Origin of the sequence: Pseudomonas sp. Z003-0.4C(8344-21), assembly GCF_900104975.1 — a bacterium.
GTDB classification, from domain to species: domain Bacteria; phylum Pseudomonadota; class Gammaproteobacteria; order Pseudomonadales; family Pseudomonadaceae; genus Aquipseudomonas; species Aquipseudomonas granadensis.
Window position 1 is genome coordinate 5,915,921 of record NZ_LT629756.1, and the last position, 15,943, is coordinate 5,931,863.

Here is a 15,943-nt window from a genome sequence, read left to right on the forward strand (position 1 = left end):
TATTTGTCACCACATATCCACAACCAGCCTGCTAAGGTTGGCAAGCCCGGCTTCGCCACGGATAATGCCCAGTTTTTCCACCCGCGCACCGATGCGCCCGCCGCGCTTGCGGTCGAAAGAGAAGACCATGAAAGACACCATTCGCCAGCTGATCCAACAAGCCCTCACCCAACTCGTCAACGAAGGTGTGTTGCCTGAAGGCCTGTCGCCGGCGATTCAAGTGGAAAACGCCCGCGACAAGACTCACGGCGACTTCGCCAGCAACATCGCGATGATGCTGGCCAAGCCGGCCGGGATGAAACCGCGCGATCTGGCGGAAAAAATCATCGCCGCGCTGCCGGCTGACGAGAACGTCACCAAGGCGGAAATCGCCGGCCCGGGCTTCATCAACTTCTTTCAGAACACCCAGGCCCTGGCCAACCGCCTCGATGCCGCGCTGGCCGACGCCCATATCGGCGTGCGCAAGGCTGGCCCGGCGCAGCGCACGGTGGTCGACCTATCGGCGCCGAACCTGGCCAAAGAGATGCACGTCGGCCACTTGCGTTCGACCATCATCGGCGACGGCGTGGCCCGCGTCCTCGAATTCCTCGGCGACGAAGTGATCCGCCAGAACCACGTTGGCGACTGGGGCACGCAGTTCGGCATGCTCATGGCCTATCTGCAGGAAAACCCGATCACCAGCGACGAGCTGTCCGATCTGGAAAACTTCTACCGCGCCGCCAAACAGCGTTTCGACGAGTCCGCAGAATTTGCCGACCGCGCCCGCGGTCTGGTTGTCAAGCTGCAGGCCGGCGATGCCGAGTGCCTGGCGCTGTGGACCCGGTTCAAGGACATCTCGCTGTCGCACTGCCAGAAGATCTACGAACTGCTCAACGTCAAACTGACCATGGCCGACGTGATGGGCGAAAGCGCCTACAACGATGACCTGATCAATGTGGTCAACGACTTGAAAGCCGCGGGCATGCTGGTCGAGAGCAACGGCGCCCAGTGCGTGTTCCTCGACGAGTTCAAGAATGCCGATGGCGATCCGCTGCCGGTGATCATCGTCAAGGCGGATGGCGGTTATCTGTACGCCACCACCGACCTCGCTGCCGTGCGCTACCGCAGTGGCAAGCTGAAAGCCGATCGTGCGCTGTACTTCGTCGATCAGCGCCAGGCCCTGCACTTTCAGCAAGTTTTCGCCGTGGCGCGCAAGGCCGGTTTCGTCACCCATCCGATGGAAATGGAACACATGGGTTTCGGCACCATGAACGGCGCCGATGGCCGTCCGTTCAAGACCCGTGATGGCGGCACCGTGAAGCTGATCGACCTGCTGACCGAAGCGCAGGAACGTGCCTACAGCCTGGTCAAAGAGAAAAACCCGGAGCTTGCCGAAGACGAATTGCGCAACATCGCCAAGGTCGTCGGCATCGGCGCGGTGAAATACGCTGACCTGTCCAAGCACCGCACCAGCGACTACAGCTTTAACTTCGACCTGATGCTGAACTTCGAAGGCAACACCGCGCCGTACCTGCTGTACGCCTACACCCGCGTTGCCGGTGTGTTCCGCAAACTGGGCAAGGATTTCAGCGAAGTCGACGGCCAGATCGTCCTCGAAGCGGCGCATGAACTGGAGCTGGCGGCGAAACTGGCGCAGTTCGGTGAAGTGCTCAACAACGTGTCCGACAAAGGCACGCCGCACATTCTCTGCACTTACCTGTACGACGTCGCTGGCCTGTTCTCCAGCTTCTACGAGAACTGCCCGATCCTCGCCGCCGAGACCCCGGCCCGGATGCAGAGCCGTCTGCGTCTGGCCGCGCTGACCGGTCGCACCCTCAAGCAAGGCCTGGAGCTGTTGGGTCTGGAAACTCTGGAGCGTATGTAAGTTGGCTGCCAAGAAAAAACCTGCACCCAAGCGCGGCGCCAGCCGCTATCAGGCTCCGGCGAAGCAACCGATTCCGGGCTGGCTGTGGATGGCCATCGGCCTGACGGTCGGCGCGTTCATCGTGTTTTTGATGAAGCTGGAGCCGGGCAAGGGCAGCGACACGGTCAAGCGTGAGAAGGTCGAGCAGGCGCAACAGCAGAAAGCGACGAAGATCGCCGAAGCTAACAAGACCCCGCCGAGCCCGACGCAACCGGTCAAGCCGAAGTACGACTTCTACACGCTGCTGCCGGAATCGGAAGTGATCGTGCCGCCGGATGCCGTTCCGGAGAAGACCCTGCCGACGCCACAAGTGCCGGCCATCCCGACCACGCCGGTCACCCCGGCGGAAGCGGCGAAGATCGACACCGCGCGCGCTCAGGCCGCACTGGCCGGGATTACTCCGCCACCCGCGCCACCGGTGAGCAAAGCGGCGCCGGTGACCAGGTTCTTCCTGCAGGCCGGCTCGTTCCGCAAGGAGACGGACGCTGACAAGGTGCGTGCGCAGATCATTCTGCTCGGCCAGGCGGTGGCGGTTGAATCCGGCACGGTAAAAGACGAAACCTGGTACCGCGTTCTGGTCGGCCCGTTCAGCAATCGTGAACAACTGACCACCGCGCAGAAACAACTGGCCGGCGCCGGCTTCAGCAACCTGCTGTTACAACAACGCCAGAGCCGCTGATCCACTGCTGACTCCGCCGCTGATCGTTCCCACGCTCTGCGTGGGAATGCCTCAAGGGACGCTCTGCGTCCCCGGCAGCGAAGGGACGCGGAGCGTCCCGGGCTGCATTCCCACGCGGAGCGTGGGAACGATCAGGTGCGACACGCCGCTCGTCCCCTCTCCCGCACCAAGGTTGAAATCCTCTCCAGCACCCCCATATGAATGGGCATAAGGCACTTTCGCCCCGCTGTGTGGAGACTCTTCCCTTGACCACCATCGTTTCAGTCCGCCGTCACGGCAAAGTCGTCATGGGCGGCGACGGCCAGGTTTCTCTCGGCAATACCGTGATGAAAGGCAACGCGAAAAAAGTCCGTCGCCTGTACCACGGCCAGGTCATCGCCGGTTTTGCCGGTGCCACCGCCGACGCCTTTACGCTCTTCGAACGTTTCGAAGGCCAGCTGGAAAAACATCAGGGCCACTTGATTCGCGCCGCCGTCGAACTCGCCAAAGAGTGGCGCACCGACCGTTCCCTGAGCCGCCTCGAAGCGATGCTCGCGGTCGCCAACAAGGACGCCTCGCTGATCATCACCGGCAACGGTGACGTGGTCGAACCCGAAGATGGCCTGATCGCCATGGGTTCTGGCGGCGCCTTCGCCCAGGCCGCGGCCAGCGCCCTGCTGAAAAAGACCGACCTGTCGGCCCGCGAGATCGTCGAGACTGCACTCGGCATCGCCGGCGACATCTGTGTATTCACCAACCACACCCAGACCATTGAGGAGCAGGATCTCGCCGAATAAGCCTGTCGCGGCCTGTGTGCCACGGCTTGTTTGTGCTTGAGGACCGTTAACCATTATGTCCATGACTCCCCGCGAAATCGTCCACGAACTCAACCGCCATATCATCGGCCAGGACGATGCCAAGCGCGCCGTCGCGATTGCCCTGCGCAACCGCTGGCGCCGCATGCAGCTGCCTGAAGAGCTGCGCGTTGAAGTGACGCCGAAGAACATCCTGATGATCGGCCCGACCGGTGTCGGTAAAACCGAGATCGCCCGTCGCTTGGCAAAACTGGCCAACGCGCCGTTCATCAAGGTCGAAGCGACCAAATTCACCGAGGTCGGCTACGTCGGCCGTGACGTCGAGTCGATCATCCGTGACCTGGCTGACGCGGCGATCAAGATGCTCCGCGAGCAGGAAATGACCCGCGTGCGCCACCGTGCCGAGGACGCTGCCGAGGATCGTATCCTCGATGCACTGCTGCCACCGGCACGCATGGGCTTCAGCAATGAAGAGGCGCCGGCCAGCGATTCCAATACCCGCCAGCTGTTCCGCAAGCGTCTGCGTGAAGGTCAGCTGGACGACAAGGAAATCGAGATCGAAGTCGCCGAAGTGTCCGGCATCGAAATCGCCACGCCGCCGGGCATGGAAGAGATGACCAACCAGCTGCAGTCCTTGTTCGCCAACATGGGCAAGGGCAAGAAGAAGTCGCGCAAGCTCAAGGTCAAGGAAGCGCTGAAACTGGTGCGCGACGAAGAAGCCGGGCGTCTGGTCAACGAAGAAGAACTTAAAGCCAAGGCGCTGGAAGCGGTCGAGCAGCACGGCATCGTGTTCATCGACGAGATCGACAAAGTCGCCAAGCGCGGTAACGTTGGCGGCGCCGATGTCTCCCGTGAAGGCGTGCAGCGCGACCTGCTGCCGCTGATCGAAGGCTGCACCGTCAACACCAAGCTGGGCATGGTCAAGACTGACCACATCCTGTTCATCGCCTCCGGTGCGTTCCACCTGAGCAAGCCGAGCGATCTGGTGCCGGAACTGCAAGGCCGTCTGCCGATCCGCGTCGAACTCAAGGCGCTGAGCCCGGAAGACTTCGAGCGCATTCTCAGCGAACCGCACGCTTCGCTCACCGAGCAATACTGCGCGTTGCTGAAAACCGAGGGGCTGCATATCCAGTTCCAGCCGGAAGGCATCAAGCGTCTGGCGGAAATCGCCTGGCAGGTCAACGAAAAGACCGAGAACATCGGTGCCCGTCGCCTGCACACGTTGCTTGAACGTCTGCTCGAAGAGGTGTCGTTCAGTGCCGGCGATCTGGCCAGCGCTCACGACGACAAGCCGATTCTGATCGACGCCGAATACGTCAACAGCCACCTGGGCGAATTGGCGCAGAATGAAGACCTGTCCCGCTACATTCTGTAAAGCGGCAAGCTACAAGCTACGCGCGGCAAGCTGAGTTAAGCTTGCCGCTTGTAGCTCGCAGCTGAAGGCTTCTCCTATGATTCCTACCGACATCAAACTGCACAAAGCCTCGAAAACCCTGACGCTGACCTACGCGTCCGGCGAAGAATTCACCCTGCCCGCCGAATTCCTGCGCGTGCATTCGCCCTCCGCCGAGGTCCAGGGCCACGGCAAACCGATCCTGCAATTCGGCAAGCTCAACGTTGGCTTGAGCAAGCTGGAGCCGGCCGGCAACTACGCACTGAAACTGACCTTCGATGACGGTCATGACAGCGGCTTGTTCACGTGGGATTACCTCTACGAACTCGGCAAACGCCAGAAAGAACTCTGGGACGATTATCTCGCCGAGTTGCGTGCCGCCGGAAAAACCCGCGATCCGAACGAGTCGTTCGTCAAGCTGATGCTCTAGCCCGAGCCTTGCGCTCATTAGAAGGCATTTTCTAACTTCATCTGTTTGAATGCTCCGCTGTATGGCCGAGGATCGGCCTGCTTGCGAAAAAAATTAAACTCGGGTAACCAATGGAGCTGGCAAGTTCCCTGCAATGCTCTACGACTGTAAAGCAGCTATGCAGAATCAACGGTCACCCGAGCAGTAGTACCTGGCATTGGCTGTGGAACTGCACAGCCGCAAACCGGGTACTCGTCTCAGGACAATGGAGCGTCGTAGATGAGTAACAAGAATAACGATGACCTGAAGTATCAAGCCTCGGAAAACACCCTGGGGCTTAATCCCGTCGTTGGGCTACGCGGAAAGGATCTGCTGGCCTCTGCTCGGATGGTGCTGAAACAGGCCATCAAACAACCGATCCATAGTGTTAAACACGTGACCCATTTCGGCCTCGAGCTGAAGAACGTGCTGTTCGGCAAATCCGAACTGCAACCGGCCGGTGACGACCGTCGCTTTGCCGATCCCGCGTGGAGCCAGAACCCGCTCTACAAACGTTATCTGCAAACCTATCTGGCCTGGCGCAAGGAACTCCATGCCTGGATCGACGACAGCAGCCTGACTCCCAAAGATATCGCCCGCGGCCACTTTGTCATCAACCTGATGACCGAAGCCATGGCGCCAACCAACACCGCGGCCAACCCGGCAGCGGTCAAGCGTTTCTTCGAAACCGGCGGCAAGAGCCTGCTCGATGGCCTCTCGCATCTGGCCAAGGATCTGGTGCACAACGGCGGCATGCCGAGCCAGGTCAACATGGGTGCGTTCGAGGTCGGCAAGAGCCTCGGCGTGACCGAAGGCGCGGTGGTGTTTCGCAACGATGTGCTGGAGCTGATCCAGTACCGGCCGGTCACCGAGCAGGTCCACGAACGCCCCTTGCTGGTGGTGCCGCCGCAGATCAACAAGTTCTACGTTTTCGACTTGAGCCCGGACAAGAGCCTGGCGCGTTTCTGCCTGCGCAATAACGTCCCGACGTTCATCATCAGCTGGCGCAACCCGACCAAGGCTCAGCGTGAGTGGGGCCTCTCGACCTACATCGAGGCGCTGAAAGAAGCGGTCGACGTGGTCACCGCGATCACCGGCAGCAAAGACGTGAACATGCTCGGCGCCTGCTCCGGCGGCATCACCTGCACCGCCCTGCTCGGCCACTACGCGGCACTCGGCGAGAACAAGGTCAACGCCCTCACCCTGCTGGTCAGCGTGCTCGACACCACCCTGGACAGCGACGTCGCCCTGTTCGTCGATGAGCAGACCCTGGAGACCGCCAAGCGCCACTCCTACCAGGCTGGCGTGCTGGAGGGAAAAGACATGGCCAAGGTCTTCGCCTGGATGCGCCCGAATGATCTGATCTGGAACTACTGGGTCAACAACTACCTGCTCGGCAACGAGCCGCCGGTATTTGACATTCTGTTCTGGAACAACGACACCACGCGCTTGCCGGCGGCGTTCCACGGCGACCTGATCGAGATGTTCAAAAACAATCCATTGATTCGCTCCAACGCACTGGAAGTGTGCGGCACGCCGATCGATCTCAAGCAGGTCACCGCCGACATCTTTTCGCTGGCCGGCACCAACGACCACATCACCCCGTGGAAGTCCTGCTACAAGTCGGCGCAGCTATTCGGTGGAAAAGTTGAATTCGTGCTGTCGAGCAGCGGCCATATCCAGAGCATTCTCAATCCGCCGGGCAATCCGAAATCGCGCTACATGACCAGTGAAGAAATGGCCGCCAATGCCGATGAATGGCAAGAGAACTCGACCAAGCACACCGATTCCTGGTGGCTGCATTGGCAGGCGTGGCTGGCCGAGCGCTCGGGCAACCTGAAAAAGGCCCCGGTGAAACTGGGCAACAAGGCGTATCCGGCGGGCGAGGCTGCGCCGGGCACTTATGTTCATGAAAGATAGCGGCAAGCCACAAGCGACAAGCCACAAGCTGAGCGGGTTCTGCTTGAAGCTTGCGGCTTGCAGCTGCTCCCAACTGACCCGAAGGGTTTGACCCATGCCGCAACCGTTCATATTCCGCACCGTCGATCTGGATGGCCAGACCCTCCGCACGGCTGTGCGTCCCGGCAAGCCGCACTTGACGCCCTTGCTGATTTTCAACGGCATCGGCGCCAACCTGGAGCTGGTATTTCCGTTCGTCGCGGCGCTGGACCCGGACCTGGAAGTGATCGCCTTCGACGTTCCCGGAGTCGGCGGTTCCTCGACGCCGAACCGGCCGTATCGCTTTCCCGGGCTGGCCAAGCTGACGGCGCGGATGCTCGACTACCTCGACTACGGTCAGGTCAACGTCATCGGCGTGTCGTGGGGTGGCGCGCTGGCGCAGCAGTTCGCCTACGACTACCCCGAGCGCTGCAAGAAACTGGTACTGGCGGCCACCGCCGCCGGTGCGGTGATGGTGCCGGGCAAACCGAAAGTGCTGTGGATGATGGCCAGTCCGCGGCGCTACATTCAGCCGTCCCACGTCATTCGCATCGCGCCGATGATCTACGGCGGCTCGTTCCGGCGCGACCCGACGCTGGCGGCCAGCCATGCGGCGAAAGTGCGTTCGGCGGGCAAGCTCGGTTACTACTGGCAACTGTTCGCCGGCCTCGGCTGGACCAGCATTCACTGGCTGCACAAGATCCATCAGCCGACGCTGGTGCTGGCCGGCGATGACGACCCGCTGATCCCGTTGATCAACATGCGCGTGCTCGCCTGGCGCATTCCCAATGCGCAGTTGCACATCATCGATGACGGCCACCTGTTCCTGATCACCCGCGCCGAGGCGGTGGCGCCGATCATCATGAAATTCCTCCAGGAGGAGCGTCAGCGCGCGGTGATGCATCCGCATCCGACCCCGCTCGGCGGCTGAACGCAGCGGCAGGCTTTATGCAGGGCTTTACCCAAGAGTGCGCGGCAGGACGCCGCGCAGGCAGCAACCCGTAACAGCGTCTATGGTGTTCTGGTTCGGTGAGTTTGTTTTTGCCCTGAAGACGAAGGAGTGTTGAGTCATGCGCGACAAACCAGCGACGGGCGTGGTGCCCAGCCCCGCCGTGTTTATCAACGCACAAAGTGCGATCACCGGCCTGCGCGGTCGCGACCTGCTCTCGACCCTGCGCAGCGTCGCCGCCCATGGCTTGCGCAACCCGGTCCACACGGCAAGGCATGCCTTGAAGCTGGGCGGCCAACTGGGCCGCGTGCTGCTCGGCGAAACCCTGCATCCGACCCATCCGAACGACAGCCGCTTTGCCGATCCGGCGTGGAGCCTCAACCCGTTCTACCGGCGCAGCCTGCAGGCATATCTCGCCTGGCAGAGGCAGGTCAAGAGCTGGATCGACGACAGCGACATGAGCCCCGAAGACCGCGCCCGCGCGCAATTCGTCTTCACCCTGCTCAACGACGCCGTGGCACCGTCCAACACGCTGCTCAATCCGCTGGCAGTCAAAGAGCTGTTCAATTCCGGCGGCCACAGCCTGGTGCGCGGCCTCAGCCATCTGTTCGACGATTTGCTGCACAACGACGGCCTGCCACGCCAGGTGACACGACAGGCATTCGAAGTCGGCAAGACCGTCGCCACCACCACCGGCTCGGTGGTGTTTCGCAACGAAATGCTCGAACTGATCCAGTACCGGCCCATGAGCGAAAAGCAATACGCCAAGCCGCTGCTGGTGGTGCCGCCGCAAATCAACAAGTACTACATTTTCGACCTGAGCCCGCACAACAGCTTCGTCCAGTACGCGCTGAAAAACGGCTTGCAGACCTTCATGATCAGTTGGCGCAACCCGGATGTGCGCCATCGCGAATGGGGCCTGTCGAGCTACGTCGAGGCTGTGGAAGAAGCGATGAACATTTGCCGGGCGATCACCGGCGCCCGCGAGGTCAACCTGATGGGCGCCTGCGCCGGCGGCCTGACCATCGCGGCGCTGCAAGGGCATCTGCAGGCCAAGCGGCAGCTGCGACGTGTCGCCAGTGCGACCTATCTGGTCAGCCTGCTCGACAGCCAGATCGAAACCCCGGCGACGCTGTTCGTCGATGAACAGACTCTCGAAGCGGCCAAGCGGCGTTCGTATCAGCAGGGCGTGCTCGACGGTCGCGACATGGCCAAAGTCTTCGCCTGGATGCGCCCCAACGATTTGATCTGGAGTTACTTCGTCAACAACTACCTGTTGGGCAAGGAGCCGCCCGCCTTCGACATTCTCTACTGGAACAACGACAACACGCGCCTGCCGGCGGCATTGCACGGCGATCTGCTGGATTTCTTCAAGCACAACCCGCTGACCCATCCTGGCGGGCTGGAAGTCTGCGGCACGCCCATCGATCTGCAGAAAGTCACCGTCGACAGTTTCAGCGTGGCCGGCATGAACGACCACATCACGCCGTGGGACGCGGTGTATCGCTCGACCCTGCTGCTGGGCGGCGACAAGCGCTTCGTGCTGTCCAACAGCGGCCACGTACAAAGCATCCTCAACCCGCCGAGCAACCCAAAAGCCAACTACGTCGAAAACGCCAGGATGAGCAGCGACCCGCGCGCCTGGTACTACGACGCCAAACGTGTTGACGGCAGTTGGTGGCCGCAGTGGCTGGAGTGGATTCAACAGCGCTCGGGCGCGCAGCACGAAACCCGCATGGCCCTCGGCAACCCCAACTATCCGCCGATGGAGGCAGCACCCGGTACTTACGTGCGAGTGCGCTGACGTTCAACGACAATTTTCTAAGAAGACTGGATGAAAACCCGCGACCGGATTCTCGAATGTGCGCTGCACCTGTTCAACGAAAAGGGCGAACCGAACGTTTCGACCATGGAGGTCGCCAATGAAATGGGGATCAGCCCCGGCAACCTCTACTACCACTTCCACGGCAAGGAACCGCTGATCCTCGGCTTGTTCGAACACTTCCAGCAGGAACTGGCACCACTGCTCGATCCGCCGTCGGACGTGGAACTCGCGCCGGAGGATTATTGGTTGTTTCTGCACCTGATCGTCGAGCGCCTGGCGCAATACCGGTTCCTGTTCCAGGACCTGTCGAACCTCGCCGGGCGCCTGCCGAAACTGGCCAAGGGCATACGTCATCTGCTCAACGCGCTGAAACGCACGCTGGCTTCATTGCTGGCGCGGCTGAAGGCAGCGGGGCAACTGGTCAGCGATACGCAGGCATTGGGACAACTGGTGGAGCAGATCACCCTGACGCTGCTGTTTTCCCTGGATTACCAGCGAATTCTCGATCGTGAGGGCGAGGTGCGGCTGGTGGTGTACCAGATCATGATGCTGGTGGCGCCGCATTTGTTGCCGCCGGTGAAAGTGGCGACGGAGCGGATGGCGCTGCAATACCTTGAGGATCACGATTGATTGCAAAAGCCCCTCATCGGAACGCCGCCCGCCTAGCCCTCTCCCAGAGGGAGAGGGGACCGGACAGGGGATGCTCAAGAGCCAGGCCGACCTGAACGACCTTCGTTGAATCCATGATCAGGCTGCTCTCAAAATCCGGTCTGCCTGCAAAATCCCCTCACCCTAACCCTCTCCCAGAGGGAGAGGGGATCGATCGGGGGATTTTCAAGAGCTACGCCGACCTGAGCGAGCTTCGTTGAATCCATAATCGAGTGGATTTTTCAGGTCGATGTATAACGCAAGACACCGCGGTCGGCCCCCTCTCCCTCCGGGAGAGGGCTGGGGTGAGGGCAGACTTGGAATGCACAAACAAAAACGCCCGACCTCCACAGGCCGGGCGTTTTGTTTTGCCCTGATGAATCAGGACTGACTGGATGGCGTCGACGGGGTCGATGCTGCAGTCGGAGTGGCTGCTGCCGTGGGTGCCGCAGCGGAGTTTGCCGCGTTGGCCGGAGCGGTTGGAGCAGTCGATGCCGCAGCGGCCGGTTTCGGCGCAGTGGCTTTCGGTGCGGCCGCTTTTTTCACCGCAGGCTTTTTCGCCGCAGTCGGTTTGGTGGCTGGCTTGGCTGCAGGCTTGGCGGCAGCGGCTTTCGCGGCTGGTTTCGCTGCTGTTTTAGCCGCGGGTTTGGCTGCCGGTTTCGCCGCAGCTTTAGCGGCCGTCGGTTTGGCGGAAGCTTTAGCTGCTGGCTTGGCGGCGGCCGTTTTCGCTGCCGGTTTGGTGGCGGCTTTCGCTGCGGGTTTGGCCGCCGCTTTGGCCAGTGGCTTGGCTGCGGTTTTCGCCGCAGGCTTGGCCGCTGCAGTCTTGGCTGCCGGTTTCGCCGCAGCGGTTTTCGCCGCTACAGGCTGGGCTTTCAGACCGGTAAGTTTTTCGATCTGTCTGGTCAGCGTATCGACCTTGGCGTTGAGCGCCTTGACCTCATTGCGGCTTGGCACACCGAGGCGTGAAATCGCGCTGTTCAGGCGCTTGTCGAAAGCCCCTTCGAGCTCGTCCCACTTGCCCATGGCGCGGTCTTTCACGCCGCTGATGCGCGACTTCGCCGAAGAGGTCGAGTCCTCGACTTTTTTGCCAACCGCAGACTTGGTGAGCTTCTCGGCTTTCTCGCCGTCTTTGACCAATGTGTCGAAGAGCTTGCTGCCGTCAGTGTCGATCTTCGAGTACACGCCTAAACCCGCCAGCCAGATTTTGCGGGAGTACGACTCGACCTTCCCGACCCACGAGCTGCTTTCTTTATCGGTGTTCTTTTTACCAGCCATCCCGTTCTCCTTAAGATTTACGCGCGACGCGTTCGAGCAATGCCGTCAGCTCATCGAGCTTAGCAGAGAGTGTCTCAACGTCATGTTTAGACGGAATGCCGATGCGATTCAAGGCGCTTGCTACGCGGCTGTCGAAGGCCTTCTCGACCTTGTCCAGTTGAACTTCGACACGACCTTTGAAAGAGCTGACCTGAGTGGCGGCCTCATCGATCTCGACATTGGCCGCGACCAGTTTTTCGGTGACTGCCTTTTTGCCTTTCTTTTCAACGATTTGACCGGCTTCGATCAGCTCTTGAAAGTACTCGCTACCCTCTTGTCCGACCTTGGCGTAGGCACCCAGGCCAGCCAGCCAGATCTTGCGGGCATAGGACCTGACGTCGTTCAGCGTCGAAGTCGGAGCGTCGATTTTTTTCTTCAAAATAACTTTGGCCATGGTGCACCTCACGCGCAGAAGGTTTGAGGAACTGCCCGGACGGGTGTCGGGCTCAGGCACAAAGTAGGTAGAAAAATTAGAAAGGGCACCCTAACCAGTGGGAGCATCACAAAACAAATGTAGGAGTGAGCCTGCTCGCGATAGCGGTGTGTCAGTCGTCATCATTCTTGACTGCTACACCGCTATCGCGAGCAGGCTCACTCCTACAGGGGATCGCGTTTTACATGAGAATCAGGCCAGCGCTTTGTCGAGGGCCTTTTCGATCTCGGCTTTGATCATGCCGCTCATGGCCGACATCATCAGGCCCAGTTCGACGTCGACCTTGATCGAATCGTCCGCCACGTGAACGGCGCCTTTCACGCCCGAGCGCTTGAGTTTCAGGGTGTCGCCGGACCACTGCGGCTCCAGACCGTATTGTTCATTGAGCTTTTGGGCCAGTTTGTCGGCCTTCTCGCGGGCGGCTTCCTTGCCCAGGGTGTGGGCACGCTCAACACTGATTTTGGCCATCGAATGACTCCTGATAGATGAAGGTGTGTCGGTAGATCTTGACCGCCACTGCGGCAAATCGTCCCGAAGGTGGCCCATCTTACCTTTAGCCATTCGAAGACAAAGCATGGCTTGGGGATTAGAATGTCGCGCATTCTCTTTTGGTGACAGCGATATGACTGATCAGCGCAAAGGCAGCGATGCCGAACCCACCACTCACTTCGGCTTCAAAAACGTTCCGGAAAGCCAGAAAGCGGAAAAAGTCGCTGAGGTTTTCCACTCGGTAGCCGCCAAATACGACCTGATGAACGACCTTCTGTCGGGCGGCATGCACCGTCTGTGGAAGCGCTTCGCGATCGAACTGTCCGGCGTGCGCAGCGGTAACCGCGTGCTCGACATCGCCGGCGGCACCGGTGACCTGACCCGCAAATTCTCGCACCTGGTCGGCCCGACCGGTCAGGTGGTGCTGGCCGACATCAACGAGTCGATGCTCAAGGTCGGTCGTGACCGCCTGCTGGATCTGGGGGTCGCCGGCAACGTCGAGTTCGTTCAGGCGGACGCGGAAAAACTGCCGTTCCCGGACAACCATTTCGACTGCGTGACCATCGCCTTCGGCCTGCGCAACGTGACGCACAAAGAGGACGCCCTGCGCTCGATGCTGCGCGTGCTCAAGCCCGGCGGCCGTCTGCTGGTGCTGGAGTTCTCCAAGCCGACCAACTCGCTGATGTCGAAAGCCTACGACGCCTATTCGTTCGCCTTCATGCCGCTGATGGGCAAGCTGATCACCAATGACTCGGAAAGCTATCGCTACCTGGCCGAATCGATCCGCATGCACCCGAATCAGGAAACCCTGAAGTCGATGATGGTCGATGCCGGTTTCGACCGCGTGACCTATCACAACATGACCGCAGGCATCGTTGCCCTGCACCGCGGCATCAAGCCCTGATGTTGCTCACCGGGCTGCTCGCCAGCGTTGAACTCGGCCTCAACCGGGTGCTGCGTCTCGACAGCACGGCGCTGCCGCGGCTGGCGCATTTGACCGGCAAGGTGATTGCCGTCGACTGCCGCAGCCCGGCATTGCAATTGTTCATTCTGCCCAGTGACGAAGGCTTGATGCTTGCTTCGCAGTGGGCAGCCGGCGTCGACTGCACCCTGCGTGCGCCGGCCTCAAGCCTGGTCAAACTGGCCTTGAGCAAAGACAAGACCGCTGTGCTGCACGCGCCGGAAGTCGAGCTCGACGGCGACAGCGGCGTGCTGCTGGAATTGGCTGGTGTGCTGCAGGATCTCGAGCTGGACTGGGAGTACGAACTCTCGCGCTGGCTCGGCCCGGTTGCCACGCAACTGCTCGGCGGCCACCTGCGCAGCCGCGCGCGCTGGTATCAGCAAGGATTTGCCAGCCTCAACCAGAACCTCGCCGAATACCTCGCCGAAGAATCACGCACCCTCGTCGGGCAGCGCGAAGCCGAAGCGCGGTTCAGCGAACTGGACCGGATCAAACTTGATCTGGAACGACTCGAGGCGCGTTTCGAGCGCCTTTCCCGATCCCTCGACCCAAGCGATAACGCATGAAGCTGCTTGCCGTCCGCCGTCTGTTGCGCATCCAGCGCGTCGTGATCCGCTACCGCCTCGATGACCTGCTGTTCGCCCTGCCGCTGCCCTGGTTTCTCCTGGCGCTGCGCTTTGTGCTGCCGTGGCGCTGGTTGCCGCGCAAACGCCTGGAGCTGAGCCGCGGCGCGTGCCTGCGTCTGGCGTTGCAGGATCTGGGGCCGATCTTCATCAAGTTCGGGCAGATTCTTTCGACCCGCCGCGACCTGCTGCCCGAAGACATCGCCGATGAGCTGATGCTGCTGCAGGACCGGGTCCCGCCGTTCGATTCGCAGTTGTCGGTCAAGCTCATCGAAGAACAGCTGGGCAAGAAGATCAGCGAAGTGTTCAGCCGTTTCGACGTCGAGCCGCTGGCCTCGGCTTCGGTGGCGCAGGTGCATGCCGCGCAGTTGAAGTCCGGTGAAGAAGTGGTGGTGAAGGTAATCCGTCCGGGTCTGAAACCGATCATCGCGCAGGATCTGGCGTGGCTGTTCATCCTCGCCCGCGCCGCCGAAAAACTCTCGGCCGACGCGCGTCTGCTGCACCCGGTCGACGTGGTGCTGGATTACGAAAAAACCATTTACGACGAACTCGACCTGCTGCGCGAGGCGGCCAACGCCAGCCAGCTGCGGCGCAATTTTGAAGGTTCGTCACTGCTCTATGTGCCGCAAGTCTACTGGGACTGGTGCCGGCCGAAAGTGCTGGTAATGGAGCGTATCTACGGCATCCAGGTCACCGATCTGGCGACCCTTGCCGACCAGCGCACCGACATGAAAATGCTCGCCGAGCGTGGCGTGGAGATCTTCTTCACGCAAGTGTTTCGCGACAGCTTCTTCCACGCCGACATGCACCCGGGCAACATCTTCGTCAGCACCGTCAACCCGTGGAGCCCGCAGTACATCGCGATCGACTGCGGTATCGTCGGCAGCCTGACCCCGGAAGACCAGGATTACCTGGCGCGCAACCTGTTTGCCTTCTTCAAGCGTGATTACCGTCGCGTGGCACAACTGCACATCGATTCGGGCTGGGTGCCGGCGGAAACCAAGCTCAACGAATTCGAAGCGGCGATCCGCACAGTGTGCGAACCGATCTTCGAAAAACCGTTAAAAGATATTTCATTCGGTCAGGTGCTGATGCGCCTGTTCCAGACGGCGCGACGCTTCAACATGGAAGTGCAGCCGCAGCTGGTACTGTTGCAAAAGACCCTGCTCAACATCGAAGGCCTCGGGCGTCAGCTGTATCCGGATCTGGATCTGTGGAACACCGCGCAGCCGTTCCTCGAACGCTGGATGCGCGAGCGTGTCAGCCCCAAAGCCCTGCTGGGCAACGTGCAGAGCCAGTTCGAGCAGATTCCGCACCTGGCCAACATGGCCCGCGACCTGCTCGAACGCATGTCGCAGCCGCACGCCAACGACCCGCCGCCGCCATGGCATCGACGCAAGGATGACTGGTTCCTGCGCCTGCTCGGTTGCGCGCATCTGGCCGGCGGAGCAATCCTCGCCGCTGGCGGCCCACTAACCGATTGGGCGCACTGGCCAGCGGGAATCATGGTGGCTGTCGGCTTGTATCTGGTCGTTCGCCGATAGCA

At 60.9% G+C, this 15,943-nt stretch carries 16 protein-coding genes; 12 read left to right on the forward strand and 4 right to left on the reverse strand.

The features are described from left to right. Positions 1 to 6 precede the first annotated feature (6 nt). Positions 7 to 129, reverse strand: a complete 123-nt coding sequence (locus BLU24_RS28120) for a hypothetical protein (RefSeq protein WP_269458769.1) — start codon at positions 127 to 129, stop codon at positions 7 to 9. On the opposite strand from BLU24_RS28120, the gene argS reads away from it, so the two are divergent. The 9 genes from argS to BLU24_RS26600 all read left to right on the forward strand — a co-directional run bounded on the left by argS (position 128) and on the right by BLU24_RS26600 (position 10,559). Beyond that, the gene (gene argS, locus BLU24_RS26560) at positions 128 to 1,864 is read left to right on the forward strand and encodes an arginine--tRNA ligase (RefSeq protein WP_093105792.1); all 1,737 of its coding nucleotides are present in this window, start codon (positions 128 to 130) and stop codon (positions 1,862 to 1,864) included. The two genes, BLU24_RS28120 and argS, sit on opposite strands and share 2 nt — an antisense overlap. 1 nt (position 1,865) lies before the next feature. Continuing rightward, a complete protein-coding gene (locus tag BLU24_RS26565; protein ID WP_090280395.1) occupies positions 1,866 to 2,582 on the forward strand; it encodes an SPOR domain-containing protein in 717 nt (238 codons plus the stop codon). A 245-nt stretch (positions 2,583 to 2,827) separates the two neighbouring features. Next, positions 2,828 to 3,358 carry an ATP-dependent protease subunit HslV gene (gene hslV / locus BLU24_RS26570; RefSeq protein ID WP_090280391.1) on the forward strand — a complete coding sequence of 177 codons (531 nt, stop codon included), beginning with the start codon at positions 2,828 to 2,830 and terminating at the stop codon, positions 3,356 to 3,358. A 55-nt stretch (positions 3,359 to 3,413) separates the two neighbouring features. Continuing rightward, positions 3,414 to 4,751, forward strand: coding sequence for an ATP-dependent protease ATPase subunit HslU (hslU, locus tag BLU24_RS26575; RefSeq protein ID WP_090280386.1), 1,338 nt, complete (start codon positions 3,414 to 3,416; stop codon positions 4,749 to 4,751). A gap of 76 nt (positions 4,752 to 4,827) precedes the next feature. Further along, entirely contained in the window at positions 4,828 to 5,199 is a 372-nt protein-coding gene (locus BLU24_RS26580; RefSeq protein WP_093105797.1) for a gamma-butyrobetaine hydroxylase-like domain-containing protein, read from the forward strand. 258 nt (positions 5,200 to 5,457) lie between these two features. Next, on the forward strand, positions 5,458 to 7,137 hold the full coding sequence (phaC, locus tag BLU24_RS26585; protein ID WP_093105801.1) for a class II poly(R)-hydroxyalkanoic acid synthase: 1,680 nt from the start codon (positions 5,458 to 5,460) through the stop codon (positions 7,135 to 7,137). A gap of 94 nt (positions 7,138 to 7,231) precedes the next feature. After that, on the forward strand, positions 7,232 to 8,086 hold the full coding sequence (gene phaZ / locus BLU24_RS26590) for a poly(3-hydroxyalkanoate) depolymerase (protein ID WP_090280374.1): 855 nt from the start codon (positions 7,232 to 7,234) through the stop codon (positions 8,084 to 8,086). A 139-nt stretch (positions 8,087 to 8,225) separates the two neighbouring features. Continuing rightward, positions 8,226 to 9,908, forward strand: a complete 1,683-nt coding sequence (gene phaC / locus BLU24_RS26595; protein WP_093105805.1) for a class II poly(R)-hydroxyalkanoic acid synthase — start codon at positions 8,226 to 8,228, stop codon at positions 9,906 to 9,908. 30 nt (positions 9,909 to 9,938) lie between these two features. Next, complete coding sequence (locus BLU24_RS26600; RefSeq protein ID WP_093105809.1) at positions 9,939 to 10,559, forward strand: TetR/AcrR family transcriptional regulator; 621 nt, start codon at positions 9,939 to 9,941, stop codon at positions 10,557 to 10,559. A gap of 399 nt (positions 10,560 to 10,958) precedes the next feature. Here the strand turns inward: BLU24_RS26600 and BLU24_RS26605 are convergent, their stop codons facing one another. From BLU24_RS26605 to BLU24_RS26615, 3 genes are all read right to left on the reverse strand, one after another. After that, on the reverse strand, positions 10,959 to 11,852 hold the full coding sequence (locus BLU24_RS26605) for a phasin family protein (RefSeq protein WP_093105813.1): 894 nt from the start codon (positions 11,850 to 11,852) through the stop codon (positions 10,959 to 10,961). Between the two features lie 10 nt (positions 11,853 to 11,862). Beyond that, positions 11,863 to 12,285 carry a phasin family protein gene (locus tag BLU24_RS26610; protein ID WP_093105816.1) on the reverse strand — a complete coding sequence of 141 codons (423 nt, stop codon included), beginning with the start codon at positions 12,283 to 12,285 and terminating at the stop codon, positions 11,863 to 11,865. A 231-nt stretch (positions 12,286 to 12,516) separates the two neighbouring features. After that, positions 12,517 to 12,792, reverse strand: coding sequence for a polyhydroxyalkanoic acid system family protein (locus tag BLU24_RS26615; protein ID WP_093105819.1), 276 nt, complete (start codon positions 12,790 to 12,792; stop codon positions 12,517 to 12,519). 154 nt (positions 12,793 to 12,946) lie between these two features. On the opposite strand from BLU24_RS26615, the gene ubiE reads away from it, so the two are divergent. From ubiE to ubiB, 3 genes are read left to right on the forward strand one after another with little or no spacing between them, the layout of a single operon-like run. Then, positions 12,947 to 13,717 carry a bifunctional demethylmenaquinone methyltransferase/2-methoxy-6-polyprenyl-1,4-benzoquinol methylase UbiE gene (gene ubiE / locus BLU24_RS26620; RefSeq protein WP_093105824.1) on the forward strand — a complete coding sequence of 257 codons (771 nt, stop codon included), beginning with the start codon at positions 12,947 to 12,949 and terminating at the stop codon, positions 13,715 to 13,717. Next, the gene (locus tag BLU24_RS26625) at positions 13,717 to 14,340 is read left to right on the forward strand and encodes a ubiquinone biosynthesis accessory factor UbiJ (RefSeq protein WP_093105828.1); all 624 of its coding nucleotides are present in this window, start codon (positions 13,717 to 13,719) and stop codon (positions 14,338 to 14,340) included. Before ubiE ends, BLU24_RS26625 begins: the two co-directional genes overlap by 1 nt. After that, positions 14,337 to 15,941, forward strand: coding sequence for a ubiquinone biosynthesis regulatory protein kinase UbiB (gene ubiB, locus BLU24_RS26630; protein ID WP_093105832.1), 1,605 nt, complete (start codon positions 14,337 to 14,339; stop codon positions 15,939 to 15,941). The genes BLU24_RS26625 and ubiB overlap by 4 nt, the downstream gene beginning before the upstream one ends. Positions 15,942 to 15,943: the final 2 nt, after the last annotated feature.